The sequence below is a fragment of the Candidatus Sulfotelmatobacter sp. genome (assembly GCA_035504415.1).
Classification (GTDB): domain Bacteria; phylum Vulcanimicrobiota; class Vulcanimicrobiia; order Vulcanimicrobiales; family Vulcanimicrobiaceae; genus Vulcanimicrobium.
The window spans coordinates 123,995-147,033 of sequence record DATJRY010000012.1 but is presented as its reverse complement, the minus strand read 5'-3'; the positions used below and the strand labels follow the sequence as shown (position 1 = coordinate 147,033).

The window sequence follows — 23,039 nt, the reverse complement described above, 5'->3', positions numbered from 1 at the left end:
GGTCCCGAGCGTGGCTTCGAAGGAGGGCTGCTTGCCTGCGATTGCGTCTTTCACAAAGAGTTGCCCTCGGCCTTGACGGGCGCTTCGAGCACCGGCTCCTCGTGGAGGCGGTAGCCGATGCCGGAGACGGTTTCGATGACGTGCGCGCGTTCGGCGAGCTTCTTGCGCAGCGAGCGCACCACCACGTCGACGACGTTGCTGGCGACGTCGGCGTCGTCGCCCCACACCTCCGCGAGGAGCTTCTCGCGGTGCACGACGTCGCCCGTGCGCTGGACCAGGCAGTGCAGCGTGTCGAACTCGCGACGCGTCAGCGGGACGCGCCGCGATCCGACGAGCAACGCACGGGAGCCGACGTCGAGCAACGTGTTCGTCGCGATGCCGAGCTCGGCGGCGACGAGGCTTGCGAACCACCCATCGACCGAGCTGGGGCCGAAGTCGAGCATCGCGGTGGAGTAGCGATCGCCGGCGATCGTCGTCGCGCACTCGTCCAGGACGGTGAAGCCGAGCTCGGTCGCTGCCGCGGCGTACGGGCCCACGTCGCGCAGTGCGAGGTAGACGCGCCGCAGATGCGGGCGATACGCCATGTAGGCGCGCTTGATGTCGAGCCAGCACGCGGCCTGGACGGCGCACGGCGCCTCGCCGTCGACCAGTGACAGCCAGCGACGCAAGAACAGGATTCGTTCGCCGGGCGCGACCGGATTCGCGACCACGTGCGCAGCCCATTGGGCCAGCACCGGGTCGGGGTCGGCCGGCATCGTCTCCAGACGTGCGGCATCGAACATCACGTAGTAGCCGACCACCTCGCCGTCGTGGTCGCGCGCGACGCTGAACGCATCGGCGCCGTGCTCCCACCACGCGGCGACTGTCCGTGCCATCGAAGGGCCCTCGTGGCGTTCGGTGATGGCGACGATCGCGACCCGGTCGGACGCGCGAGCGGGCTCGACCGCGTAGCGCTGCGCGCCGGACGGGAAGAAGGCCTCACGCACGACGGGATTCTCGAGCAGATAGAGCAGATCGGCAGTGTATCGCCAAAGCTCCGACGCCGGCGCCGTGCGCAGCTCGCGCGTCAAGCGGCTCCAAGCGGCACGGCGAAGCACGAGGTACCGCTGTGGATCCGCGGAGCGCAGCTCGCGCGCGATCGCGTCACGTACCGTATCGTGCAGCTTGAGGCCGTCCCGGGAGAGCCGCATGAGCGGCAGCGCGCGGAGGCGCTCGTAGGCATCGCTGGGCGCGACGTCCGGCATCATCGCACCGAGCAGCGGCACCGTGACGGATCGCACGAGTGCCGCCGCCTCGATCGCACGACGGGTGACCGGATCCCGGATCTCGGCCAGATGCCGTCGCGCCAGCTCATCGATGATGCGGTGAAACGCGACCTCTTCGAGTGCGGGGTCGTCGGCGTTCTGCAGCGTGATGGCGGCGAGCGTCAAGGCGAGCGGGTGGCCGCGAGCGATGCGGTTGACGCGGACGGCTTGCGCGGGCTCGATGCCGGCGGCGGTCAGCAACGCCACCGCGTCGCTATCGGCGAGGGGCGTCAGTTCGAGGTTCAGGAAGGCGCCGCGCCACGGCATCTGCAGCCACGCCGAGAGCGGCGGGTCGCGGCCGCTGAAGACGACGTGAACGTTCAATGGCAAGCTGGGCACGAAGCGGCGGCGCAGCCACGTATCGAGCAGCCGCAACGCATCGATGTCGTCCAGCACGAGCATGACGTTCCCGAGCGCGCCGAGCCGCTGCGCGGCGTCCTCGCACGAAGCGATCTCGCCGCCCGCGGCGCGGCTGAGCTCCCGATAGAAGCCCCGCTCCGTCGGCTCGACCAGCCGGCAGTCAATGCGCACGACCGCTGCGCCGGCGCCCCTGCTACGTCGCGCAAATGCGTCGAGCAGGCCCGACTTTCCGATCCCGCCGATGCCGGTGACGAAACAGATCGACGGGACCGCTGCACGCGTCAAGCGATCGAGGAACGCCAGCTCTTCGTCACGCCCGACGAACGGAAGATCGTCGCGGCGTCCCTCGGTCGCGATCACCCGACGCTGGCGGGCGTCTTTCCGGCAGCGAGCGCCTTGACAGCCTCGGTCGTGAGCGCCTGCCCGCCGATACCCCAGTCACCACTCTCGATCTCGTCGACCTTCACCCACGTGACGCCGCGCATGTTCTCACCCTCGATCGATACCATCGCGTCGGTCAAACGCGAGATCATCTGTGTCTTTTGCTCGGGCGAAAACACGCCCTTGATCACGCTTACCTGAATGAGCGGCATCGGACTCTCCTTCACTGCGAGCGTCCGCCAAGACGTTGGACGCTTCATCAGCATATCCGCTCGGACCGCCGCCGTCATGATGGAGTTATGATGCAGCCGGCCGAGATCTTCAACGGAGCGGCGGCAATGAATACCTCGGCTGTGTACGCCCGTATCGACCCATCCCCTGAGCCACATTGATACGAACCCGTTCTCAGTCGACGATCCGCAAGATCGGCTCGATCGTCCTTCCGCGTTCCGCGCGACCGGGCAAGAGTTCGCGCTCGGTTGCGACAATGCAGCACTCGCTTTCGATGCGCCTGAGAGGAGCAGCGGTGGACGCATCCGGTTATCTCTACACGATCGCGACCGTCGGCATGACCTTTACGGGCCTGTCCGTCCTGACGATGATCCTTCGGCAAATGCTCGGGGGTCGCATGACCAAGTGGGACAGCTTCGTGACGCGCACGTGGGTCGAGCTCGGCTTCATGACGACCTTCGGCTCGATCCTCTCGCCGCTGTTGATGCTCTCCGGAACCCCGGCGCCGATCGCTTGGCGTGTCTCGAGCGGCGTCATGGCGGTCATTCTCGGGAGCTGGGCGTTGACATTTCCGCACCGCCGGCGCGCGGTGAACCCGACGCGTTTGCCGTTCCAGGTGGTGATCTATGCGCTGGCGATGGACCTCACCGCGCTGGCATTGACAGCGAACGCGATTGTCGTGCCGGGCGAGCTGTTGGCGGGCGTCTACGCCGCGGCGGTGACCGCGATACTCATCGGCGCCGGGCTGCTGTTCCTGTTCGCGTTCGTGCATTGGTACGACGCAACGATCGGCGACGAGCAGCCGCGATGGTGAGTCTCTCGTCCCGATCCTCGAGCCGCGCCGTGCGCTACGGGTGGAGGCGCGCTTCCCAGTCGTGAGGGACGTGTCCGCGTGGGCCCGGGACCGGCTGATCGGCGGGATGTGAAAGCGGCGGCGCCAGCGGTTGGGTCGGCAACATCTGGTCCGAGCGGAAGTCGTAGAACCAGTCTTCGCCCGGCTCGAAGCTCGCGATGATCGGATGACCGCTCTCGTGCACGTGTTTGCGGGCGTGCTGGTTCGGCGAGTTATCGCAGCACCCGATGTGCCCACACGCGGTGCAGCGCCGCAGATGCAGCCACCAGCTGCCGGAGGCGAGGCACTCGACGCAACCCGTCCCCGACGGCTTTACGGTCGGATCGACTTCCTTCACGTGCATTTTCCCTCGATGACACTAGGGGGTGAGGAGTACCTTCCCGATGCCGCCCCTGCCACTCCCTCCCTAAGCGAAGAAGGGCGCGCTCGTGGCAGGGGAGGCGTTCGGAAGGTATGGAAAACGCAACGTGGGGCCTGCGCTGGAGGGCAGATGTTCACACCTCGCGAGATCGACGTCGGCGACCGCGTTACCATCGTCCGCCCGCTTTCGAACAAAGACGGGACGTTCGCGGCAGGTCACGCGTTCGCGGTCATCGACCGGCGCGCGCACCGGGACGTCTGGGTCTTCGACCTCCGCGACGACGACCTCAACCTGCTGCTCGACGTACCCGCCTCGGACCTGGCGTGGGCACCGGCACCCGACTGAGGATGAGCACATGGTGATAACCTGGTCCCGCGTGACTCGCGATCACGTGGTGCGCGCGATCCACGAGTACGACAAGGTGGGAGCGGACCGATTCTTCGCGCAGAGCGGGTTCGGTCCGACCACGACCTACGATTTGGTGGTGAACAAGCACCGCTACCCGCCCAAAGCAATCTTGGGCGTGGCCTACGAACTGGCCACCGGCGAGAAGCTGGCCTCGGCCGATTTCGAGGGCGGCAAATCCGGCGCCGTCAAAGTGCTCGAAGAGCTCGGCTTCACGATCGAGAAAAAGTAGCGTCATGACGACGTTCCAGGGCTACCGGCGCCCCGACGGGCGGGTTGGGATCCGCAATCACGTCCTAGTGCTCCCAGCGGTGATGGACGCGAACCACGTCGTCGAGCGGATCGGACGGGCGGTTCCGGAGGCCGTCACCGTCACGCACCCGGCCGGGCGCTCGCAGGTCGGCGCCGACTTCGAGCAGACGCAGCGCACCATGGCCGGGTTCGCCGCCAACCCGAACGTCGCAGCCGTCCTGATCGTCGGCCTGGGCTGCGAGACGAACGAGTCGCAGGCGCTCGCCGCCGGGATCGTCGCGCGCGGGCAGCGGGTCGAGGTCCTGGGCATCCAAGACGCCGGCGGCACGACCGAGACGATCGCGCGCGGCATCGAGTTAGCGCGCTCGCTGCTCGCCGAGGTCGCGGGCTATGCGCGCACGACGTGCTCGGTGAGCGAGCTGATCGTCGGGACCGAGTGCGGCGGGAGCGACGGCTTCTCCGGGATCACCGCCAATCCGGCGCTCGGCCACGCCAGCGACCGCGTCGTCGGCGAAGGCGGAACGGTGATTCTGGCCGAGGTGCCCGAGCTGGTCGGCGCGGAGCATCTGCTCGGCGCGCGAGCGACGCCGCCGGTCGCGGCCAAGCTCTACGAGCTGATCGAGCGGGTCGAGGCTCGTGCGCGCACGATGCGCGTCGACATGCGCTACGGCAATCCGACGCAAGGCAACATCGCCGGCGGTATCACCACCATCGAAGAGAAGTCGCTGGGCGCCGCCTACAAAGGCGGTTCCACGCCGCTGCGCGAGGTCGTCGAGTACGCGGAGCGGCCCTCGGAGCGCGGCCTGGTGGTGATGGACACGCCCGGTCAGGACATCGAGCAGCTCACCGGCATGGTGGCGGGCGGAGCGCAGATCGTCGTCTTCACGACCGGGCGCGGAACGCCGACGGGTTCGCCGATCGCGCCCGTGATCAAGGTCGCGACCAACACGCCGCTCTTCGAGCGGATGCGCGAGAACATGGACGTCGACGCGGGGACGGTTCTGAGCGGAACGCGCACGCTCGAGAATGTCGGCGACGAGATCTTCGCGTGGATCGTCGCCGCCGCGAACGGCCGCGAGCCGGCCGCCGAGGCGCTGGGTTTCCGGGACTTCGCTATCACGCGCATCGGGCCGTCGTCCTGAAGCGCCCGGTCAGGGACCGAAGAGCGCGGCGATCGCCGGCGCCGAGGTCAACATGGCGTGGTCGTCGTGCCCGACGCCTTGCACGACGTGCTCCAGTTGAATCGGCGTGCCGCCGTTGCGGAACGTCAGGTATCCGTAGTACTTGAGCGCGCGGTCGATGCGGTCGACGCCCTCGTCCTCGGCGCCGCACGACTGGTCGATCGAGCCGTTCCGCTTGGTGTCGCGCGGACCCGAGAGATAGGTGACGTTCAGCCCGACGAAGCGCTGCCACAGCTGAGACGGGTCGGCGCCGCCGACATAGCGCGGGGCCGAACCGAAACCGTAGCGCCAGGAGTTGAACGTCGGACACGCGGTCGCGTTGCCGGGTTCGTAGCTGCCGTGGCGCGGACGGTCGGCGTCGAAGTAGAGGAAGCTCGACGGACTCGCCACGACGAAGCGCACGGCGTACCCGGCGCCGATCGCGCTCTCGTATCCGGTGCCGACGATCGCGTAGCGGCCCACCAGCTGCGCGCCGCCCGAATGACCGGCGATGACGATCGTCTGCAGGTTCGGGTAGTCGGCGCGGTTGGTGAAGGCGGCCACCAGGTCGTCGAGCACGTCGAACGCGCTGACGGCGGCCGGGATCTGGGCATCCTTGCCGTCGCTGTACTCGTCGACACGCCAGCCGAGCGTCGTCGAGGGCAGCGTCGCGGCGTTCTGCGGATCGTCCACGTCGGTCGTGTTCAGGAACTGCGGCGCCACGATGAAGGCGCCGTTCGCCTCGGCGCCGGCGTCGGTCGCGGCGTCGGTCACGTCGTCGTAGTACTGGCCCGCGTCGCGCTGCTCGCCGTGGACGATCACGACGACGCGGGTGATGCCGGGATGCGGCGCGACGACCGCGCTGGCCGCGAAAACGGGGATGGTCCCGGTGCCGTTGACGTTGGTGGCGGTGAAGGTCTGGTTGCCGAGCGTGTGCTGGATCGCCGACGAGGACTCGCCCGGGGCGCCGACACCGACGGCCGCTAGCGTCGGACTCGCGGTCGCCGCCGCGATCGCGGCGGCGCGGCCGCTGCTGCCCGCGCACCCGCCGATGAGCGTTGCCAACAAGCCCGCCATGAGCGGGCCGTGAGGACCGTGCATGCGACTAGCGCGCACCGCGGAGCTGCGTTTCCAGGAACGACGTGATGCGCTGGATCGAGGCGCGGACGGTGGCCGGCGGCGTTTCGACGACCCCGGCGTCGAAACGATGGCCGACGTCCGGATAGACCACGAGCGTGAGGGGAGTGCCGACCTGGTGCGCGCTTCGCGCCAGCGCTCCGCAGGCGGCGGCGGACACCGTGGTATCGTCCGCGCCGACTTGGAGCAGCACGGGAACCGTCGTGCGGTACCCGATGGCGGCGCTGGGTGCCGGCACGCCTCCGGGCCAATCGCCGTAGGCAAGCTGGCAGTAGCCGTAGTCGATGACCGCCACCGCGAACGGCGGCGGGCTCTCGAGCCCAAAGGGCGGTGGACTCGCCGGCGCGTTCGCGTCCTGAACGATCGCCGCGAAGATCGTCGTCCCACCGCTCGAGCGCCCGAGGAGCCCGATGGATGACGCCGCGACGAACGGCTGCGCGGCGAGATACGCGCGCGCGTCGAGCAGGTCGCGCGCGCGTGTCGCGCGCGCGTCGATCCGCCAGTGGTTCTTCCAGGCGGAGCCGCGCGAGAGGTAGCTGTCGACGATGAGCGACGCGTAGCCGAGATCGCGCAGGCGCCGGGCCCACGGGCGCTCCCAAAACGAAAAGCCTTCGATGCCGGCGGTGCCCGGCGAGATGATGATCGTCGGCACGCTCGCCGAACCGGCGGGCCGCGTGAGCTCGCCGGTCAACGTGGTGCCCGGCTGGGTGGACGGGAACGAAACGTCGGTATACTGCGCGTTCTGCGCAAGGAACGACTGCACGCCGGCAGAGGCGTCGTCGCTCGCGTAGCGGACGAAATACTCGTGCATGTACGAATCGCGCGCCAGCTCGCGGCACTGCGCTTGGCCGCCGACGATCAGGAGCGGCGTCGCCGTGCGATACAGTCCGCTGCGCGCGACGTCGCCCTGATGCGGCGCACCGGTCGAACCCCGACCGGCCTGGCCCGCCAGCGACCGGCCGATCCAATCTCCATAGCGGCGCGCGCATACCGGTGCGAACGCCACGGCGGATCGAAAGACGGGCCGGTGCGCAACAGCGAGGGCGTAGCGCTCGACGATCGTCGCGAGGACCGTCGACGCCCCGCTTCCGTAGCCGACGATCGCGACGTCGTCGCCGCGCACCGACGGCCGGCGTGCGAGGACGGCGGCGCCGCCGAGCGGGTCGCGCGTCACCGTGAGGGTCGCGAACCCGGCACGCTGGAGCAGGCGGCCCAGCGTGCGGCTCGGCGCCGACACCGCGGCCGCACCGGGATCGAGGATGACCACCGCGGGAACGCCGCGTGACTCGAGCACGCTCTGACCGCGCGCCGAGACCGTCGTCGAGCAGAGTGCGAGCACCACGGTCGCCGCGAAGGATGTTGTGCGCAGGGCGCCCATACGCCAGTCTAGCACGGGAGGGGCAGATGGCGCTTCTAGCGAGTATGGGCGAGCGCATCCGGGACCGCGTTCTCATCGCGGATCCCGGTCTGGCGCGGCTCGACACGGCCGCCCGCACGACGGCCGCCGTCGCCCTGACGACGGTCGTCCTGCTCGCGTTCGCCGATCGGCACGGCGGCGCGCAGGTGGTCGTGCTGGTCGGCGCGATCGCGAGCTGGATCAGCGGCATCGCGGTGAACGACGTCACCGTCGCGTGCCGGCGGCTGACGACCGCGCTCGTCCCGCTGCCCGCGATCGGCGGATTAGCGCTGGCGAGCGCGACGATGGGCGACGTCCTTCACGAGGACCTCGTGTTCTTGGTCGTGCTGTTCGTCAGCATTTACATTCGGCGCTACGGACCGCGCTGGACGGCGCTGGGCATCGTCGCGACGTTCGCGTATTTCTTCGGGCTGTTCGTGGAAGCGCAAACGGCGCTGTTGCCGGCGCTCGCCGGGGCGCTCGTCCTGGGGACGGCATCGACGTTCTTTACGCGATTCGTCGTATTGCCCAAACACCGGCGCGGCTCGCTGTTTTGGGTGATCGAAGCCGTCCGCGCGCAGCTGCGCCTCGTCCTGGAAGAGACCGCGCGTCCCGCGTCGGCGGACGACCGCGCGGCGCTCGTCGTCATGAACAACGCTCGCGTCAACGAAACGATGCTCGCCGTGCAAGAGCAAGGCGTCGTCGCGGGGATGTTCGACGACCTCATCTTCCGCACCGAGGTGGCCGCGGAGAATTGGACCGTGGTGCACGTCGGCCTCGACGCGGACCGAGGCCATCGAGCGGCGACGGATCGTGCACTGGCGGAGGTGATCGCGGAGGTTCATCACGTCACGCCGTCCGCCGCCGGCGACCCGAATGCATCGAGCCCGCAACGAAATGCCATCGTCACGGAAGCAACGAAGTCGGGCGATGCCGTCGCCTACCGGCTGCGACCGTCGACGCGGCAAGCGATCCAAGTGACCCTCGCCGCGGCTCTCGCGATCGTTCTGGGCGAGCGCATCGCGCCGGATCGCTGGTACTGGGCGGTCCTGACGACGTTCGTCGTCTACACCGGAACGACGTCGGCCGGCGAAACGCTGGCGCGCGCCTGGGCGGCTTTTCTCGGGACCGTGCTGGGCGTCGTCGTGGGCACCGGGGCCGGCTTGCTCGTGCGGCACGACGTCACCCTCGAAAGCGTCGTGCTCTTTCTGGGCTTGCTGTTCGCGGCCTATTTTCTACGCGTCGGCCTCGGCGTCGCGTGGTTCTTCGTGACGGTGTGCCTGGTGATGATCTACGAGCTGCTCGGCCGGTTCACGGAAGGGGTCCTGCTCACGCGGCTGTTCGAAGTCGCGACGGGCGTCGTCTGCGGTGGCCTCGCCGCCTTCGTGATCCTCCCGACCTCGACGCGACGTATCTTCCGCGCCGACGCGCGCGCAGCGCTGCAAGCGTTACGGGATGGCATCGACACCATCGCCGGCGGGGGAGTCGCTGACGCGCAGAGCGCGAGCCGTCGCTTCGACGCCGCCGTACGGCGCCTGCGCACGCGCGTGCGGCCGCTCCGCTCCGGGCCGACGTTCGCCGGCGCCTCACGCTTCGCGCGGCTCTGGCTGCGCTCCGTCGAGTTGTGCACGTACTACGCGCGCAACGCCGCCTGCGCACCGCGCGACCAGCCCGGTGCGGCGGTCGTTGCCGGCGTGGGCCAGACGCTCGACCGCTTGTCGAACATGATCGACGACGACCCCGCGTGGCCGAACCCGTCGGCTACGCCGCCCGATCCCGCCGAGCCGGCGTTCGTGGAGGGAAGCGCCGCTGCGTTCGTCGCAGCGCTGGGCGCGGCGCTCGATCGCCTGGTGGAGACTCCACGCCCGACCGCGATGTAAAGCCAGGCTTTGCAGCCCGGTGTTTTCGGCCGTGCTACGCTCCGGGGACCATGGCAGCATTCGACATCGCGGTTCTCGGAACGGGGACGATGGGAACGGCCTTCGTCCGGCGCTTGCTCGGCGCGGGCATGCAGGTTCGCGTCTGGGATCGATCGCCGGCGGCGATCGAACGGCTCGGTGACGACCGGTCCCGAGTCCAGGTTGCGAGCTCCCCCGAAGACGCGGTGCGCGGCGCGGACGTCGTGCTCACCATGGTCCCGACGATCGCTTCGCTCGAAGAGACGATGCCGCGGGCGCTGGCGGCGATGCGCAGCGGCGCGATCTGGCTCCAGATGAGCACGATCGGGGTCGAAGGGACGGAACGCGCGATCGCGCTCGCGGCGGAGCACGGACCCGGCGTCCAGTTCGTCGACGCGCCCGTCTCGGGGTCCAAAGGCGTCGCCGAGCAGGGAGCGTTGCTGATCCTCGCATCCGGTGCGCCCGCGGCGCTCGATACGCTGCAGCCCGTGTTCGCGGCGCTCGGGAAGAAGACGATACGTTGGGACCAACCCGGAACCGGTTCCCGTATGAAGTTGGTGCTCAACACGTGGCTCGCCATACTCGGCGAAGGGATCGCCGAGACGGCCGCGCTGGCGCAGTCCTTGGGCCTCGCGTTGAGCGACGTCTCCGCGTGTCTCGCCAGCACCGCCCTCAACGCGCCCTGGGCGCTGGCGAAGCTCGACCGAATCGAACACGACGCGTTCGATCCGGATTTCTCGCTCGCACTCGCGGCCAAAGACCTGCACCTCGCAATCGATGAGGCGCAGCGACGGCATCAGCAGCTGCCGGCAGCGGACTCGGTTGCGGGCCAATGGGACCGTGCGCTGGCCGCGGGTTTCGGCGATCGCGACGTCGTCGGAGCCTATCTCGCCTTGACGCCGCAGCGGTAACGCGCGCGCTGCCGCGTCAGCGCAAAACGAGCGATGCCAACTCCGCGAGCGTGCTCAGCTCCGCGCGTTCGGTCTCGGAGTATTCGTGACCGCTCTGGTGAACGAGCAGGACGCGACCGACGAAGCCGCGCGGGGTTCGAACGCACGCGATCGCAAACGAGAGGTCGGGCCAACCCACGGCATCGAGCTCCCCGCGATCGGTCGCCGATTGGTCCGGGAGACGATGGTCGCGTTCGTAGCGGGTCAGGATCTCGCCGGGCTGGGCGATGACCGGGTAGCACAGCGCGTGATCGACGGCCGCTTCTCCCTTGCGCTCGCGAAGCAACTCGTCGAGCCGCTGCACGCGCTCGCCGCCGGAGTCGTCGCCCGCCCCCGCATACTCCCAGCGGCCGACGCCGACTCGCGTTCGGCCCACCGCGAGGTCGGGGCGCAACTCCGTCATCGCGTGCTCGCAGATCATCGTGAGCACCTCCGCTTCCGAGGTGGCAGCCAACAAGTGTCGCGTGAGCCGTCGCAGCGGTCGCAGGATCCCCAGCAGCGCGCGCGAGCGATCCGTCAGTTGCGCGGAACGGAGCTCGGGGAGCGCGAGCCGGAACAGCTCGTCGCGCTCCGTACGATCCATCACGAGCGCCTCGGCGAGACGTGCGAGCAGCGCGGCCGAGACGCGCGGCGGGCGCTCGTTCTCCAGCATTGCGTACCACTGGCGGCTGATCCCGACGGCCTCGGCGAGCTCTTCCTGCGTGACCGCCTTCCCCACGCGAACCGGGAGGCGCAAATGTGGGCCGAACGAACGGCAGTCCGGCTCGAGGCGGGCGCGACACCGTTTGAGGAGGCTGCCGAGCGTCCCCGATCGCTCATCGTCCGCGCGCCACACACTGCTCACGGGATACGAATTGTCCACTGTCGCTTGGCAGACTTTCGCCGTCCCCGATGATAGAATCGAGCCCTCACCGATCCCGCAGAGGAGCTCTCGACATGACCGCACCGACGATGGAAACCGAAGTGCACGAGCATCCCGGCCCGCAGTGTGACGCCACCAACCAAGGCGCAATCTGCAAAGAAGCGTCCTGTCGCCACGATCATCACGTGTCGCGGCACATGGAGGTCACCTGCACGCCCGTGCACGGCCGGCCCGACTACTTCAGCTGCGCGCACAAGAAGCAGAGCGTCTGAACCGTCCTCCGCCGCTCACCGTCGCGTGAAGCGGCGGAGCCATGAACTCGGGACCGACCGGATCGTGGACTTCTTCCGCCACGATGCGGTCGATGTCGGCTTTCGTCGCGTCGTCGAGGGTGAAGTCGAGCGCTCCCGGCAACGCGCTCAGCTGATCGGGCTTCCGCGCGCCCCAGAGGGACGCGCCGACGCCCGGCTGGCCGAGTACCCACCGCAGCGCGAGGTGGATCACCCGTTTGCCGAAGCGCGTGCGCGCGAGCTGGTCCAGGCGCGCGACGGCGCGCAGGTACTGCTCGTAACGCGGCGGTTGGAACTTCGGGTCGACACGCCGCAGATCGTCACCGGTGAATCTGGTCTGCGCGGTCAGCGTCCCGCTCAGCAGCCCGCGGCAGAGGGCGCCGTAGGTCAGCGTGGTCAGTTCGTGCCGGCGTGCGAACGGGAGCACGTCACGCTCGGCCTCGCGTTCGAACAGGTTGTATGGGGGTTGCACGGTATGCAGCGGCGCGAACTTCGCGAATTCGCTCATCTGCGCCGGCGAGAAGTTGCTCACGCCCACCGCGCGAATGAGGCCCGCCTCGTAGAGCGATCCCATCGCACGCGCCGTCTCTTCCATCGGCGTGTCGGGATCGGGCCAATGCACCTGGTAGACGTCGATGTAGTCGGTACGCAGGCGCCGCAGCGAGTCTTCGACTTCGGCTCGGATTCGCGCAGCGGAGCCGTTGCGGTGCGGCGTCCCGTGCTCGTCCCATTCGAGGCCCACCTTCGTCGCGATGACCGCCCCCGCGCGCCTGCCTTCGAGCGCCCGGCCGACGACTTCTTCAGCGTGACCTTGTCCGTACGCCGGCGCCGTGTCGATCAGCGTGACGCCGAGGTCGAGCGCGCGCCGAATCGTCGCGATGGCGGCCTCGTCGTCGGGCCCGCCCCACATCCAGCCACCGATTGCCCACGTGCCCAAGCCGATGCGCGAAAGGCGAATGTTCGTCCGGTCGATCTCGGTGAGTTCCACGACCACTTCCTCTTTCTTCAGACGTGCGGCGGCAGCGCCAGCTCGGGGGAGCGCGTACGGCGAAGCGTGACGGGATGGGCCATCAAGTAGAGCGCGCCGACGACGCACGCCATGCCGCTCCACTCGAGCGCCGACGGACGTTCGCCGAGCTGCAGCCAGGCAGCCGCGACGCCGACGATCGGCACGCTCAAGGAAGCGGCGCCGACGGCCGACGACGGTAGCCGTTTGATCGCGTACGTGAAGAGCGCGAACGCGAGACCCGTGGCCAACACGCCGTTATAGGCGACGGAGAGCAGTGCGGAGGTGGTGAGGAGCGGCGTCGCACCGCGCACGATCAGCGCCAGCGCGATCAGCGGCACGCTGCCGATGAGCACTTGCCACGCGGTGAAGGAGAGGGGATCGAACGTTTCGTCGTGGTGCGCCTGCCGCGTCACCACGGCCGCCGCCGCCCATACCACCGCGGCGCAAAGGCCCGAAAGATCGCTGAGCCAACCGGTCGGGCTGCGCGGGTCGATCATCAGCGCCATGCCGAGCACGCCGACGACGATCGCCGTCCAGCGTGCGCCGACGCGCTCGCCCAGCAGAGGCCACGCGAAGAGCGGGATCCACAGCGGCATGCTGTTGACCAAGACCGCCGCCTTCCCCGACGGTCCGGAGACGACGGCCCACGTCGCCAGCGCCAGCATCCCCGTCGTCTGCAGCAGTCCGACCACGACGGTGGGGCGCCAGGCGGGCGGCCGCAGCGAGCGGCGCATCGCGAGCATGACGACGAACAGGGTCGCGGCCCCGATGAGCGCACGCGCCGCGGCGGACGCGAACGGCGGAATGTCGGCGACGCCGACCTTCATGACGACCCAGTTGTAGCCGAAGATGAGCACGAACCCCACCATCGCCAGCATCGGGGCGAACCGGAACACCAACGTCTGCCTGGTCGTCATCGTGCGCTCACCATAACGCGGAACGCGCGCGGTGGCTGCAAAGCACGGCTTAACATCCGACCACCCGCACGTGGGGCTCGTAGTTTCGCTCGCTGGTCACGAACATGTCCCAAAAGCACTCGGCGGCGCGCCCGGCGTAGCCGGCGGCGGTGTGGATCTCCGCGCTGACCGAGACCACGCCGACGCGAATGCCGTCCGGCTCGAGCTCGCGCATCAGATACTCGGCCAGGGCGTGCAGTCCGGCTTTGCCGATCGCACCCGACGGCGAGGTGTTCTCCTCGGCAGCGGGCTCCAAGCAGCCGGTGAACAAGACCGTCCCGCCGCCCGCGGCCCGCATCCCCGCGACGGTTTGGTGAACGAGCGTCAGCGCGCCGCCGACGCTGACCCGAACGTCGTCGCTCAGCGTCTGCGCGTCGAGCTCGAGCGCGTTCTTCGGCGAGGCCGCGAAGGCGTTGTAGATCAAGACGTCACAGTGGCCGTGACACCGGCGCACGCGGCCGAGCGCGACATCGACCGATCGCGAGTCGGTCACGTCGCAGTGCGCCGCCTCGACCGCGAAGCCTCCCGCCCGAAGCGCTTCGAGCCGAGTCTCCAGCCGCGCCGGCGAGCGTGACAAGATGTATACCGCAAATCCTTGCGCTGCGAACTGCGCCGCGATCGCCAGGCCGAGATGCGGCCCGGCCCCGGCGATGACGCACGCCGGTTGTCGCTCCGGTTCTCCGTGACTCATCTCGTGACGTCGTATCGCAAGGGGGATGCGGCGTCTATTAACTGATACTTGGCATCGCTGCCGGCAAGCGAGCGTCCGACGACGAGACGCCACCATTCCGACCGTCGCGCGGTTCCCATCTGTACCATGGCGATCGCAGATCCCGAGGCCAGGCAGCTGAACGTCTTTCTGCGCCGGCACCGGCAGCGAATCGACCCGCACGTCCGCGTGCTCGGCGATCACGAGCGGCTGCCCACGCGCCGCGGACGCCCGGTGACGCAAGAAGAGATGGCTGAAGCCGTCGGCGTCAGTCGCGTGTGGTACTCGTTGCTGGAGACCGGCTCGACGATCCGGACGTCGACAAAAGTCCTCGAACGCCTCGCCGTCGTGCTCATGCTCGACGCGCCGGAGCGGGCGAGACTCTTTCACCTGGCGATGCCCGAGCTGGGCCCGCTCGAGGTGGGTGCGGAGTCCGCCCTCGTGCTGGAGAGCTTCGCCGTCGTCCGCGCCGCGATGAGACGTCTTTGGTCCGCGACCACGGAGGTCGAGGCGCTCGAGACGGTCGCCGAACAGGTCGCCGCCGTCGTCGACGACGCCGATCTGGTCTTCTACGTTCGCCGGCTGCGCGAGGGCGAGTGGGAATGGCCGTACGTCCTCGACCGCGGCATGGGGCAGCACAACCGCGAGGCCTACGCCGCGGCGACGTCGCGGATGACACCGGCCGAGGTCGACGAGTTTCTGTTCTATCCGCAACTCTCGCTAGCCGGCGACGTCGGTACGCCCGACGTCTACACCTCGAAGACCGTGCGCGCCGCGTATCGCGGCATTTTCTGCGATCCGAAACTCAACCTCGGCACGCTGCTCCACGCGCGGGTCCGTTCGCGCAGCGGCCTCATCGGCGGCTTCACCGTCAAGCATCTGGGCGAGCACGATTATTCCGTCGAGCAGCGGGCGATCATGAGTACGCTGGCAGAGTTGACGTCGGTCGCGCTGTCCTAACTCAGGCCTGACCACCGAGATGATACATCTCCGGCAACGCCAACTGGAACAGCATGAGCTGTTGCGTCGCGCTCAGCCGTAGCGCGTTCGAGAGGCGAGACACGAAGCGCGTCGACACGCGCACCGGGCGGCCGCTCTCGAAGTAGCGATACCAGTCGACGCTGACGCCGATCAGCTCGGCGACCTCGCCGCGGCGCAGACCTTGCACGCGGCGGCGATTGGTTCGGGGCAGCCCGACCTCGACCGGTTCCAACCGTGAGCGGCACTGCATTAGGAACGCTCGCAACAGACGGCGGCGTTCGGAGTCCTCTGCGCTCGCGAGCGCGTCCACGTCGCAGGTGAGCATGCGCCGATGATAGGCCGCACCCGTTCGGCGCTCCATGCACGACGTTGACAGTTGGGTCGTACAGTTGAGAAAAGGGCAAAGACGGAAAGCGCTAGACGCTCGGTCGCCCGCAGGTCGTGCGAGTGAGATACATTTCGTTCGGTGCGAGTGCCTCGTCGATCGCGCGCTCGACGTCGAGCAACGCCCCCGCCGCCATCAGCGACGTCTGCGCATCAGCGGAAAGCTGCGCGTGCAGAGCATCGGCGAGCATCGCGAGGGTCGCGCGTTCGTAGTACCCGCGGAAGCCGGCCTCGCGCTCGCACCACGCGTCGACAAAGCCCAACAGGCGGGCCGCGATCCGCGGTTGGCGGCGCAACGCCGAGACGGTCGCCATGTGCTGGATCGCGCGCCAGGCGCCTTCGAGCCGCTCGGACGGCGCCAGCTCGAGCGACTCCCGCAACGCGCTCTCCGCACCGTCGAGGTCGCCCAACACGAGTCGGGCCGCGGCCAGCTCGGAGAGCGGACCGGCACGGCTCTCGCCACGCGCCCGGGCCGCGTCGACGCAGACCTCGAGCAGCTCGGCCGCCCGTCGAGCATCGCCGTCGGCGAACGCGAAGAAGCCTTGCCAATAGAACTCGAGCTTGACGTCGGGCGCGGCGAGCGCATCGCGCAGCGCCGACGCGAGCGCAGCGTCGGCCCGGGCTTCCGCCAGCCGGCCGGCCAGCCCGTAGATCAGACAGCGCGTCTCCAACAGGTGGATGAAGTGGCGCGAGTGCTGCAAGCCCTCAGCGCTGGCGAGCTCGAAGGCCAGCGCCAGCGCCCGTTCCGCGTCGGCGAACGCGCCGCGCAGTCCGTACTCCCAGGCGACGTGCGCGTGCAGCGAGATCAACCCGCGCCGGTCGCGGATGCGCTCGAACAGCACGGCCGCGTCGTCGGCGGCCGCCAAGATCGCCGCGCCGTCGATCGATTGGATGTAGGCCCGCATCACGCCGCCGGCAACGAGCGCGTGGCGCTCGAGATCGAGGCGGCTCAAGATGGCCTCGCTCCAGCGGCGGCACTCGAGCCGGCGCTGCGGCGAGATCCACAGCCGGCGCAACCCGCCGACGATTCGCGCGGCCAGCAGGACGTCTTCATCGGCGTCGGATGCGAGCGTCCACTCCAGCGCGGCGCGCGCGTTGTCGAGCTCGGGGCCGAACTCCGCCAGCCAGACGTTGGGTGCGACGTCGGGATACCGCTGGTCGCCGCGCTCGGCGACGCGTGCCAGCCAGCGCGCGTGCGCGCGCGCGATCGCGCCGAGTTCACCGGCGTCGGCCGACTGCCGGCCGGCGAACGCGCGCACCGACTCGAGCATCACGTAGCGGCAGCGTTCGCCCGCCAGCGCGGAGTTCAACAGCGACTTGTCGACGAGCGAGGTCAACAGGTCGGGCACGCTGCGCGTCGCCAACGCACTTCCGGCGCAGACGTCCTCGATCGCATCGAGCGTCGCGCCTCCGCAGAAGACCGCCAACCGGCGCAACAGCGCCCGCTCGTCGTCGCCGAGCAGATCGTAGCTCCACGCAATCGCCGCGAAGATGGTCTGTTGACGGTGCGGCCGATCGCGCGACGCCGAAGCGATGACGAACTGCTCGGTCAGTCGCTTGTTGAGCGCCTCGAAGCCCAGTGAGGGCAAGCGGCTCGCGGCGAGCTCGATCGCCAGCGGAATCCCTTCGAGCTGGGCGCAGATCTGCGCGACCATCGCCAGCCGCTCGGCGGTGAATGCGAGCCGCGCGTCGACCGCGGTGGCGCGCTCGACGAAGAGCCGGACGGCCGCGTAGCTGCACGCCTCTTCGCTGGTGCGTACCGGCTGCGCGGGGACCGGCAGCGACGGCAACCGGTACACCTGTTCACCGTCGATCGCCAACCGTTCGCGGCTGGTCGCGAGGACGACCACGCCCGGGCAGGACCGCAGCAGCGCGCTAGCCGCGGCGGCAGCGTCGCCGATCACGTGCTCGCAGTTGTCGAGAACCAGCAGCAGCCGGCGTTCTCTGAGCGCCACGGCCAGCGCGGGCAGCGGATCGGCCAACTGCGGCAGCGGCACGTCGAGGATCGATGCGATGGCGCCGGCGACGAAGGCACCCGCGAGGACCGGCGAGAGGTCGACGAACCACGCCTCGCGCTCGCCGGCGTCGTGCAGCTCGCGCGCGACCTCGACCGCGATGCTGGTCTTCCCGACGCCGCCCGAGCCGGTCACCGTCACCAGGCGGTGCTTGCGTAAGAGGGCGGTGAGCTCGGCGATCTCGTCGAGCCGGCCGACGAACGAAGTCAGCCGTGCCGCGAGGTTGTGCCGCGCGGGTTGGTCGGCGATGTTCCCGCGCGTGCCGCGCCGGCGCGCGCGCTGCGCTGAAGCTTCCAGCTCGGCACGCTGGCGCTCCGAGAGGTCGAGGGCGGCGGCCAACAGGACGACGGTCTCTCTGTAGGGAGCACGACGAGTCCCACGTTCGAGCGCGCCGATCGCCGCCGTGCTGACCTGAGCGCGCTCGGCCAGGGACTCTTGGGAGATACCGGCCGCAACGCGATGGCGCTTGAGGAGGTCGCCAAACGGCGCCGCCTCGCCGGGTCGCTCGCGCATGCTCGGTAAGCGTAGCACACCCGAGCGCCCCGATCGAATGGTATACCCGAAGACGTCCGAAGCGGGTCAGCTCACGACGTGGCGCTCGGTGAAGCCGTCGACGTCCACGATCGCCTTGGCGAACGCCTGCGGTGCTTCTTGCGGAACGTTGTGCCCGATGCCCGCGAGGATCCGGTGCGCGTAGCGGCCGGCGAACTTGCCGCGATACGCGCTCCCGTCGGCGGCGGCGCCGTCGAAGTCGCTCGCGATCGTGATGGCCGGCACGTGGATGAGCGGGCCGGCGAACAGCTTGTTCTCGAGGTCGTCGTATTGCGGCTCGCCTCTGGCCAGGCCCAAGCGCCAGCGGTAATTGTGTACGACGACCGCGACGTGGTCCGGGTTGGCGAACGCGGCCGCGGTGCGTCGGAACGTCGCCTCGGAGAACGTCCACGTCGGCGAGGCGTTCTTCCAGATCAGCTGCGCGAACGGCGCCCGGTTTTCGTCGTAGCCCCGGCGGCCACGCTCGGTCGCGAAGTAGTACTGGTACCACCAGCCATATTCGGCTACCGGCGGCAGCGGCTGTTGCTGTGCCTTGACGTTGGTGATCAGGTATCCGCTCACCGAAACGAGAGCTTTGCAGCGCTCGGGCCACAGCGCGGCGACGATGTCGGCCGTGCGCGAACCCCAGTCGAAGCCCCCGATGATCGCCTGCCCGACGCCCAGCGCGTCCATCAGCGCGATGACGTCGACGGCGACCGCCGCCTGCTGCCCGTTGCGGAAGGTCGAGCTCGACAGGAACAGCGTCGTCCCGTAGCCGCGCAGGTACGGCACGATGACGCGGTATCCGTGCGCCGCCAGCAGCGGCGCGACCTCGACGTAGCTGTGGATGTCGTACGGCCAGCCGTGCAGCAGGATGACGGCCGGTCCGTTGCTCGGTCCCGCCTCGGCGTAGCCGACGTCCAGGAGACCGGCCTTGATCTGCTTGAGGTCGCCGAACGAAGGGTGAATCGGCTGCGCACTCGCCCCGTAACGTCCGGTCGTTTCCATGCTCTCACGGTATCAACGGGTCGGGCGCCGACCGAGTACGTGCGACTCCCCCGATGCCAGGGGGGAAGTGTCAATCACTTCGTCCCCCTCGGGTCCGCTGCTATCGTCCGAGTGCGGCAAGCGCTGTTAGCTTGCTCGACAAAACCAGCATTTCTCGAGGATGACAGCATGCGATTGAAATTAGCGGTGCTCGGTATCATGGTGGCGCTTGCCGCGCTCCCCACGACGAGCATCTCGCAACCGGCCGCGATCCCGACGTCGATGATGATGGCGTTCGTTTGCCATCGCGTCGACACGCCCGTTCCCGTCAACGTCACCGGCTACTTCTACCTGGTCGTCGCGCAGGCGTCGGTGAAGACGGGCGTCGCCTGTCGGCCGGCGAGCCCGGCCGCGATGACGCGCATGGGCATGGCGGATCCGCCGAGGATGCAGGACTGGGTTCGCAGCAACCTCTTGGGCCATCAGTTCCAGTCGTACTGAGGCCGGACCGGGGGATGCACAGGTGACGGCGCTCGCATCCCTCAAGCAGGTCGACGCCGGCGTGCTCAACGTGGGCTACGCCGACGTCGGCCCGGCCGATGGGCCGCCGGTCATCCTGTTGCACGGCTGGCCGTACGACATCCACTGCTACGACGAGGCGGCGCCGCGGTTGGCCGCGCGCGGTTATCGCGCGATCGTTCCCTACCTGCGCGGCTTCGGGACCACGCGGTTCCGTTCGAGCGCGACCGTCCGCAACGGTCAGCAGGCCGTCATGGGCGTCGACGTCGTCGCGCTGATGGACGCGCTGGGGATCGAAAAAGCGATCCTGGCCGGCTTCGATTGGGGCGGTCGCGCCGCCGACGTCGTCGCCGCGCTTTGGCCGGACCGCTGCAAGGCGCTCGTCTCGGTCAGCGGCTATCAGATCATCGACCTGGTGGCGAACCGCAATCCGCTCGCGCCGGCGGCGGAGCACGCCTGGTGGTATCAATACTACTTCGCCACCGAGCGCGGGGTGCTCGGATACGGCACTTATCGCCATGACTTCGCCAAGCTCATCTGGCAGCTCGCCTCGCCGACGTGGCACTTCGACGACGCGACCTACGAGCGCAGCGCGCCGTCCTTCGAGAACCCCGACCACCTGGCGGTCGTGATCCACAACTACCGCTGGCGCCAGAGCCTCGCGCAGGGCGAGCCGCAATACGACGACCTCGAACGCCGTCTGGCCGAACGGCCCGTCATCGGCGTGCCGACGATCACCATCGGCAGCGACTTCGACGGCGCGAACGCCGACGGTATCGCCTACGCCAAGCTCTTCTCCGGGCGCTACGCGCATCGCACGCTCACCGGCATCGGACATAACGTGCCGCAAGAAGCGCCGCAACCGTTCGTGGAAGCGATCCTCGACGTCGACGACTACGCGAAATAGCCGGGACCATGCACCGCACGCTGCGCCGACTCGTTCGGGCACTTCTCACGATCGGAGTCGTGATGACGATTGGCACCACCACCCCCGCGCATGCCGACGAGGGTCCGATGCCCGACCTGGGCGGCGCGCTCGGCTGGCTGAACACGCCCCCACTCACGACGACGGCGCTGCACGGCAAGGTCGTGCTGTTCGACTTCTGGACCTACACCTGCATCAACAGCTTGCGCAACCTGCCGTACGTCAAAGCGTGGGCGGCGAAGTACGCGGCCAGCGGCCTGGTCGTGATCGGCGTCCACACGCCCGAATTCTCGTTCGAGCACCAGCCGCCGAACGTGACCGCGGCGGTGCGCGCGCTCGGGGTCAGCTACCCGGTCGCGATCGACAGCGACTACGCGATCTGGAACTCGTTCGACAACGCCTACTGGCCGGCCGACTATCTGGTCGACGGCCGCGGCCGGATCCGCTATCACATGTTCGGCGAGGGCGAGTACGCACGCACCGAGCGGGTCATCCAACAGCTGCTGCGCGAGAACGGCGCCACCGACGTCCCGGCGACGACCGTCGGCGCGACGGGCACCGGCATCGAGGCGCCGCCGGACTTCAACGACGAGCGCAGCGACGAAACCTATCTCGGCCTGCAGCACGGAAGCGAGTTCGCCTCGCCGGAACGCGTCGAGCGCGATGCCCCCGCGAACTACACGCTGCCCGCGCACGTCCCGTTGAACGGCTGGGCGCTGCGCGGGCGGTGGACCATCGGCGCCGAGAACGCGGCCTTGGACGCGGCGCCGGGCGCGATCGCGTTCCGCTTCCGCAGCCGCGACCTGCACCTCGTGCTCACGCCGGCGCAGCCGGGAAAACCGGTGCGCTTCGTCGTGCGCGTCGACGGTCAGCCGCCGGGCGCCGATCACGGCACCGACATCGCGCCCGACGGCGCGGGCACGGTTCTCGCGCCGCGGCTCTACCAGCTCGTGCGGCAGCACGGTCCGATCGGGGAGCGGCTGTTCGAGGTCGAGTTTCTCGACCCCGGCGTGCACGCCGTCGTGTTCACCTTCGGTTAGTTGCCGCTCATGACGCGGCCGCGGCGGCGCTGCGGGGGACCCAGAGGGGAACCCACAGCTCGTGCTCCGCGCCGCCGTGCCAGCCGTCGCGCGCGACGACCGGGCAGCCGCCGCCGGCCAGGTTGCCGTTGAGGATCGTCAGCGTGCGGTCGGGGTCGGCGTTGAGCCGGATCGCGAAGCCGCCGCCGGCGCCTTCGAAGAGCGCGTCCTGGTCGAAGGGACGCGCCAGCGTCTCGGGCGGGAGCGCGTTCAACCACCAGTGCCAGCTTAGCGCGCCGCGCCCGATCACGCGGACGTTCCAGACGGCATCGTCGGCGGCGGCCACCGGATTGCGCAGCCCCAGCGTGCCGCGGCGCCGGTCGATCACGGTCAACAAGCCGCCGTCGAGGTGCTCGAATTGCAAGACAGGGTCGAAGGTGGTGCCCAGTCCGCTGACCCGCCATTGGAACGCGCGTTCCCAACCGTGTCGCGCGTGGGGCGTCAGCGGACGGGCGACCAGCGCGCCGCCGCTAGCTGCCAGGGCGAGACCGGTGCGGGAGACCAGGACGACCACCGGGTCGTGAGCGGTCATGGCCGAATCGTAGTCCCGCTACCGTCGCGATACCGTCGCATCGGCGCGACGGTTCAGGTCACGGCAGCCGCTTCTCGTAGAAGAGGCTGGTCACGATCGAAGCCGGCGGCATCGACGCGTAGGGCTCGAACGCCTCGCACGCGCGAAAGCCGGAGCGCTCGTAGAACCGCATCGCGGCACGCTGGTCGATGCCGGTCTCGAGCCGCAGCACGGTGTAGCCGACCGCGCGTGCTTCCGCCTCGAGGCGGGCGGCCAGCGCGTCGGCGACGCCGCGGCCGCGCGCGGCCGGCCGCACGTACATGCGCTTGAACTCGGCGAAGCCGTCGAGCAGCGCGACCCCGCCGCAGCCGACGGCCGCGCCGTCGAGGCGGGCGACGAAGAAGCGTACCCGCGGCTGAAAGATGGCGTCGAGCGCGAGCCCGTGGCGCTGCTCGGGCTCGTACCCCGCCGCCAGCTCGGCGTCCAGCTCGCCGATCAGCGCCCGCACGTCGTCGGTCGGCGCCACCGCACGCTCGACGACGATCGCTCCCTCGTCCGTCACCTCGAATCCCTACGCGCAGCCGGGAGCGCCC

The 23,039-nt window shown here is 69.2% G+C and carries 25 protein-coding genes; 11 read left to right on the top strand and 14 right to left on the bottom strand.

Translation table 11 applies throughout. The features are described 5' to 3' along the window. Positions 1-50: 50 nt before the first annotated feature. Both VMD91_10430 and VMD91_10425 read right to left on the bottom strand, forming a co-directional pair. Positions 51-2,024 carry a winged helix-turn-helix domain-containing protein gene (locus VMD91_10430; protein ID HTW84474.1) on the bottom strand — a complete coding sequence of 658 codons (1,974 nt, stop codon included), beginning with the start codon at positions 2,022-2,024 and terminating at the stop codon, positions 51-53. Then, entirely contained in the window at positions 2,021-2,257 is a 237-nt protein-coding gene (locus tag VMD91_10425; protein HTW84473.1) for a tautomerase family protein, read from the bottom strand. Before VMD91_10425 ends, VMD91_10430 begins: the two co-directional genes overlap by 4 nt. A gap of 314 nt (positions 2,258-2,571) precedes the next feature. On the opposite strand from VMD91_10425, the gene VMD91_10420 reads away from it, so the two are divergent. Then, positions 2,572-3,090 (top strand): hypothetical protein, encoded by a 519-nt coding sequence (locus VMD91_10420; GenBank protein ID HTW84472.1) that lies wholly within the window; start codon positions 2,572-2,574, stop codon positions 3,088-3,090. A 34-nt stretch (positions 3,091-3,124) separates the two neighbouring features. Here VMD91_10420 and VMD91_10415 read toward each other — a convergent pair whose 3' ends face one another. After that, positions 3,125-3,466, bottom strand: a complete 342-nt coding sequence (locus VMD91_10415) for a UBP-type zinc finger domain-containing protein (protein HTW84471.1) — start codon at positions 3,464-3,466, stop codon at positions 3,125-3,127. 153 nt (positions 3,467-3,619) lie between these two features. Here VMD91_10415 and VMD91_10410 point away from each other — a divergent pair, with 153 nt between their 5' ends. The 3 genes from VMD91_10410 to VMD91_10400 are packed head-to-tail and all read left to right on the top strand — an operon-like array spanning position 3,620 to position 5,289. Beyond that, positions 3,620-3,835 carry a hypothetical protein gene (locus VMD91_10410; protein HTW84470.1) on the top strand — a complete coding sequence of 72 codons (216 nt, stop codon included), beginning with the start codon at positions 3,620-3,622 and terminating at the stop codon, positions 3,833-3,835. A 31-nt stretch (positions 3,836-3,866) separates the two neighbouring features. Continuing rightward, on the top strand, positions 3,867-4,127 hold the full coding sequence (locus VMD91_10405) for a hypothetical protein (protein ID HTW84469.1): 261 nt from the start codon (positions 3,867-3,869) through the stop codon (positions 4,125-4,127). A 4-nt stretch (positions 4,128-4,131) separates the two neighbouring features. Beyond that, positions 4,132-5,289, top strand: coding sequence for a UxaA family hydrolase (locus VMD91_10400; GenBank protein ID HTW84468.1), 1,158 nt, complete (start codon positions 4,132-4,134; stop codon positions 5,287-5,289). A gap of 9 nt (positions 5,290-5,298) precedes the next feature. Here VMD91_10400 and VMD91_10395 read toward each other — a convergent pair whose 3' ends face one another. Both VMD91_10395 and VMD91_10390 read right to left on the bottom strand, forming a co-directional pair. Further along, positions 5,299-6,423 (bottom strand): hypothetical protein, encoded by a 1,125-nt coding sequence (locus tag VMD91_10395; GenBank protein ID HTW84467.1) that lies wholly within the window; start codon positions 6,421-6,423, stop codon positions 5,299-5,301. After that, complete coding sequence (locus tag VMD91_10390) at positions 6,413-7,837, bottom strand: prolyl oligopeptidase family serine peptidase (GenBank protein HTW84466.1); 1,425 nt, start codon at positions 7,835-7,837, stop codon at positions 6,413-6,415. Before VMD91_10390 ends, VMD91_10395 begins: the two co-directional genes overlap by 11 nt. A 29-nt stretch (positions 7,838-7,866) precedes the next feature. Here VMD91_10390 and VMD91_10385 point away from each other — a divergent pair, with 29 nt between their 5' ends. Both VMD91_10385 and VMD91_10380 read left to right on the top strand, forming a co-directional pair. Next, complete coding sequence (locus tag VMD91_10385) at positions 7,867-9,720, top strand: FUSC family protein (GenBank protein HTW84465.1); 1,854 nt, start codon at positions 7,867-7,869, stop codon at positions 9,718-9,720. A 50-nt stretch (positions 9,721-9,770) separates the two neighbouring features. Continuing rightward, on the top strand, positions 9,771-10,649 hold the full coding sequence (locus VMD91_10380) for an NAD(P)-dependent oxidoreductase (protein ID HTW84464.1): 879 nt from the start codon (positions 9,771-9,773) through the stop codon (positions 10,647-10,649). Positions 10,650-10,665: 16 nt separating this feature from the next. Here the strand turns inward: VMD91_10380 and VMD91_10375 are convergent, their stop codons facing one another. After that, a complete protein-coding gene (locus VMD91_10375) occupies positions 10,666-11,523 on the bottom strand; it encodes a helix-turn-helix domain-containing protein (protein ID HTW84463.1) in 858 nt (285 codons plus the stop codon). Positions 11,524-11,624: 101 nt separating this feature from the next. On the opposite strand from VMD91_10375, the gene VMD91_10370 reads away from it, so the two are divergent. Beyond that, positions 11,625-11,822, top strand: a complete 198-nt coding sequence (locus VMD91_10370; GenBank protein ID HTW84462.1) for a hypothetical protein — start codon at positions 11,625-11,627, stop codon at positions 11,820-11,822. Here the strand turns inward: VMD91_10370 and VMD91_10365 are convergent. From VMD91_10365 to VMD91_10355, 3 genes are read right to left on the bottom strand one after another with little or no spacing between them, the layout of a single operon-like run. Further along, positions 11,791-12,828: an aldo/keto reductase gene (locus VMD91_10365; protein HTW84461.1), complete on the bottom strand. Its 1,038-nt coding sequence runs from the start codon at positions 12,826-12,828 to the stop codon at positions 11,791-11,793. The two genes, VMD91_10370 and VMD91_10365, sit on opposite strands and share 32 nt — an antisense overlap. A 17-nt stretch (positions 12,829-12,845) precedes the next feature. Next, entirely contained in the window at positions 12,846-13,766 is a 921-nt protein-coding gene (locus tag VMD91_10360) for a DMT family transporter (protein ID HTW84460.1), read from the bottom strand. Positions 13,767-13,815: 49 nt separating this feature from the next. Next, positions 13,816-14,496, bottom strand: a complete 681-nt coding sequence (locus tag VMD91_10355) for an SDR family NAD(P)-dependent oxidoreductase (protein HTW84459.1) — start codon at positions 14,494-14,496, stop codon at positions 13,816-13,818. A 126-nt stretch (positions 14,497-14,622) separates the two neighbouring features. On the opposite strand from VMD91_10355, the gene VMD91_10350 reads away from it, so the two are divergent. Then, on the top strand, positions 14,623-15,474 hold the full coding sequence (locus VMD91_10350) for a helix-turn-helix transcriptional regulator (GenBank protein HTW84458.1): 852 nt from the start codon (positions 14,623-14,625) through the stop codon (positions 15,472-15,474). Between the two features lies 1 nt (position 15,475). Here the strand turns inward: VMD91_10350 and VMD91_10345 are convergent, their stop codons facing one another. The 3 genes from VMD91_10345 to VMD91_10335 form a co-directional block, all read right to left on the bottom strand. Next, a complete protein-coding gene (locus tag VMD91_10345; GenBank protein HTW84457.1) occupies positions 15,476-15,682 on the bottom strand; it encodes a helix-turn-helix transcriptional regulator in 207 nt (68 codons plus the stop codon). Positions 15,683-15,911: 229 nt separating this feature from the next. Next, positions 15,912-18,407 (bottom strand): helix-turn-helix domain-containing protein, encoded by a 2,496-nt coding sequence (locus VMD91_10340; GenBank protein ID HTW84456.1) that lies wholly within the window; start codon positions 18,405-18,407, stop codon positions 15,912-15,914. 66 nt (positions 18,408-18,473) lie between these two features. Then, positions 18,474-19,433 carry an alpha/beta hydrolase gene (locus VMD91_10335; GenBank protein ID HTW84455.1) on the bottom strand — a complete coding sequence of 320 codons (960 nt, stop codon included), beginning with the start codon at positions 19,431-19,433 and terminating at the stop codon, positions 18,474-18,476. Between the two features lie 168 nt (positions 19,434-19,601). On the opposite strand from VMD91_10335, the gene VMD91_10330 reads away from it, so the two are divergent. From VMD91_10330 to VMD91_10320, 3 genes are all read left to right on the top strand, one after another. After that, positions 19,602-19,913: a hypothetical protein gene (locus VMD91_10330; protein HTW84454.1), complete on the top strand. Its 312-nt coding sequence runs from the start codon at positions 19,602-19,604 to the stop codon at positions 19,911-19,913. A 22-nt stretch (positions 19,914-19,935) separates the two neighbouring features. Beyond that, entirely contained in the window at positions 19,936-20,838 is a 903-nt protein-coding gene (locus VMD91_10325) for an alpha/beta hydrolase (GenBank protein ID HTW84453.1), read from the top strand. A 62-nt stretch (positions 20,839-20,900) separates the two neighbouring features. Beyond that, complete coding sequence (locus VMD91_10320; protein HTW84452.1) at positions 20,901-21,896, top strand: redoxin domain-containing protein; 996 nt, start codon at positions 20,901-20,903, stop codon at positions 21,894-21,896. Between the two features lie 7 nt (positions 21,897-21,903). On the opposite strand, the gene VMD91_10315 is transcribed toward VMD91_10320, so the two are convergent. Both VMD91_10315 and VMD91_10310 read right to left on the bottom strand, forming a co-directional pair. After that, positions 21,904-22,467 (bottom strand): hypothetical protein, encoded by a 564-nt coding sequence (locus tag VMD91_10315; protein HTW84451.1) that lies wholly within the window; start codon positions 22,465-22,467, stop codon positions 21,904-21,906. 58 nt (positions 22,468-22,525) lie between these two features. After that, a complete protein-coding gene (locus tag VMD91_10310; protein HTW84450.1) occupies positions 22,526-23,008 on the bottom strand; it encodes a GNAT family N-acetyltransferase in 483 nt (160 codons plus the stop codon). Between the last annotated feature and the right edge of the window lie 31 nt (positions 23,009-23,039).

Bases quoted from the DNA above. Each gene is read 5' to 3' on its own strand.
- VMD91_10425 (HTW84473.1), bottom strand. From the start codon at position 2,257: ATGCCGCTCATTCAGGTAAGCGTGATCAAGGGCGTGTTTTCGCCCGAG.
- VMD91_10410 (HTW84470.1), top strand. From the start codon at position 3,620: ATGTTCACACCTCGCGAGATCGACGTCGGCGACCGCGTTACCATCGTC.
- VMD91_10400 (HTW84468.1), top strand. From the start codon at position 4,132: ATGACGACGTTCCAGGGCTACCGGCGCCCCGACGGGCGGGTTGGGATC.
- VMD91_10385 (HTW84465.1), top strand. From the start codon at position 7,867: ATGGGCGAGCGCATCCGGGACCGCGTTCTCATCGCGGATCCCGGTCTG.
- VMD91_10380 (HTW84464.1), top strand. From the start codon at position 9,771: ATGGCAGCATTCGACATCGCGGTTCTCGGAACGGGGACGATGGGAACG.
- VMD91_10370 (HTW84462.1), top strand. From the start codon at position 11,625: ATGACCGCACCGACGATGGAAACCGAAGTGCACGAGCATCCCGGCCCG.
- VMD91_10360 (HTW84460.1), bottom strand. From the start codon at position 13,766: ATGACGACCAGGCAGACGTTGGTGTTCCGGTTCGCCCCGATGCTGGCG.
- VMD91_10355 (HTW84459.1), bottom strand. From the start codon at position 14,496: ATGAGTCACGGAGAACCGGAGCGACAACCGGCGTGCGTCATCGCCGGG.
- VMD91_10350 (HTW84458.1), top strand. From the start codon at position 14,623: ATGGCGATCGCAGATCCCGAGGCCAGGCAGCTGAACGTCTTTCTGCGC.
- VMD91_10340 (HTW84456.1), bottom strand. From the start codon at position 18,407: ATGCGCGAGCGACCCGGCGAGGCGGCGCCGTTTGGCGACCTCCTCAAG.
- VMD91_10335 (HTW84455.1), bottom strand. From the start codon at position 19,433: ATGGAAACGACCGGACGTTACGGGGCGAGTGCGCAGCCGATTCACCCT.
- VMD91_10330 (HTW84454.1), top strand. From the start codon at position 19,602: ATGCGATTGAAATTAGCGGTGCTCGGTATCATGGTGGCGCTTGCCGCG.
- VMD91_10320 (HTW84452.1), top strand. From the start codon at position 20,901: ATGACGATTGGCACCACCACCCCCGCGCATGCCGACGAGGGTCCGATG.
- VMD91_10315 (HTW84451.1), bottom strand. From the start codon at position 22,467: ATGACCGCTCACGACCCGGTGGTCGTCCTGGTCTCCCGCACCGGTCTC.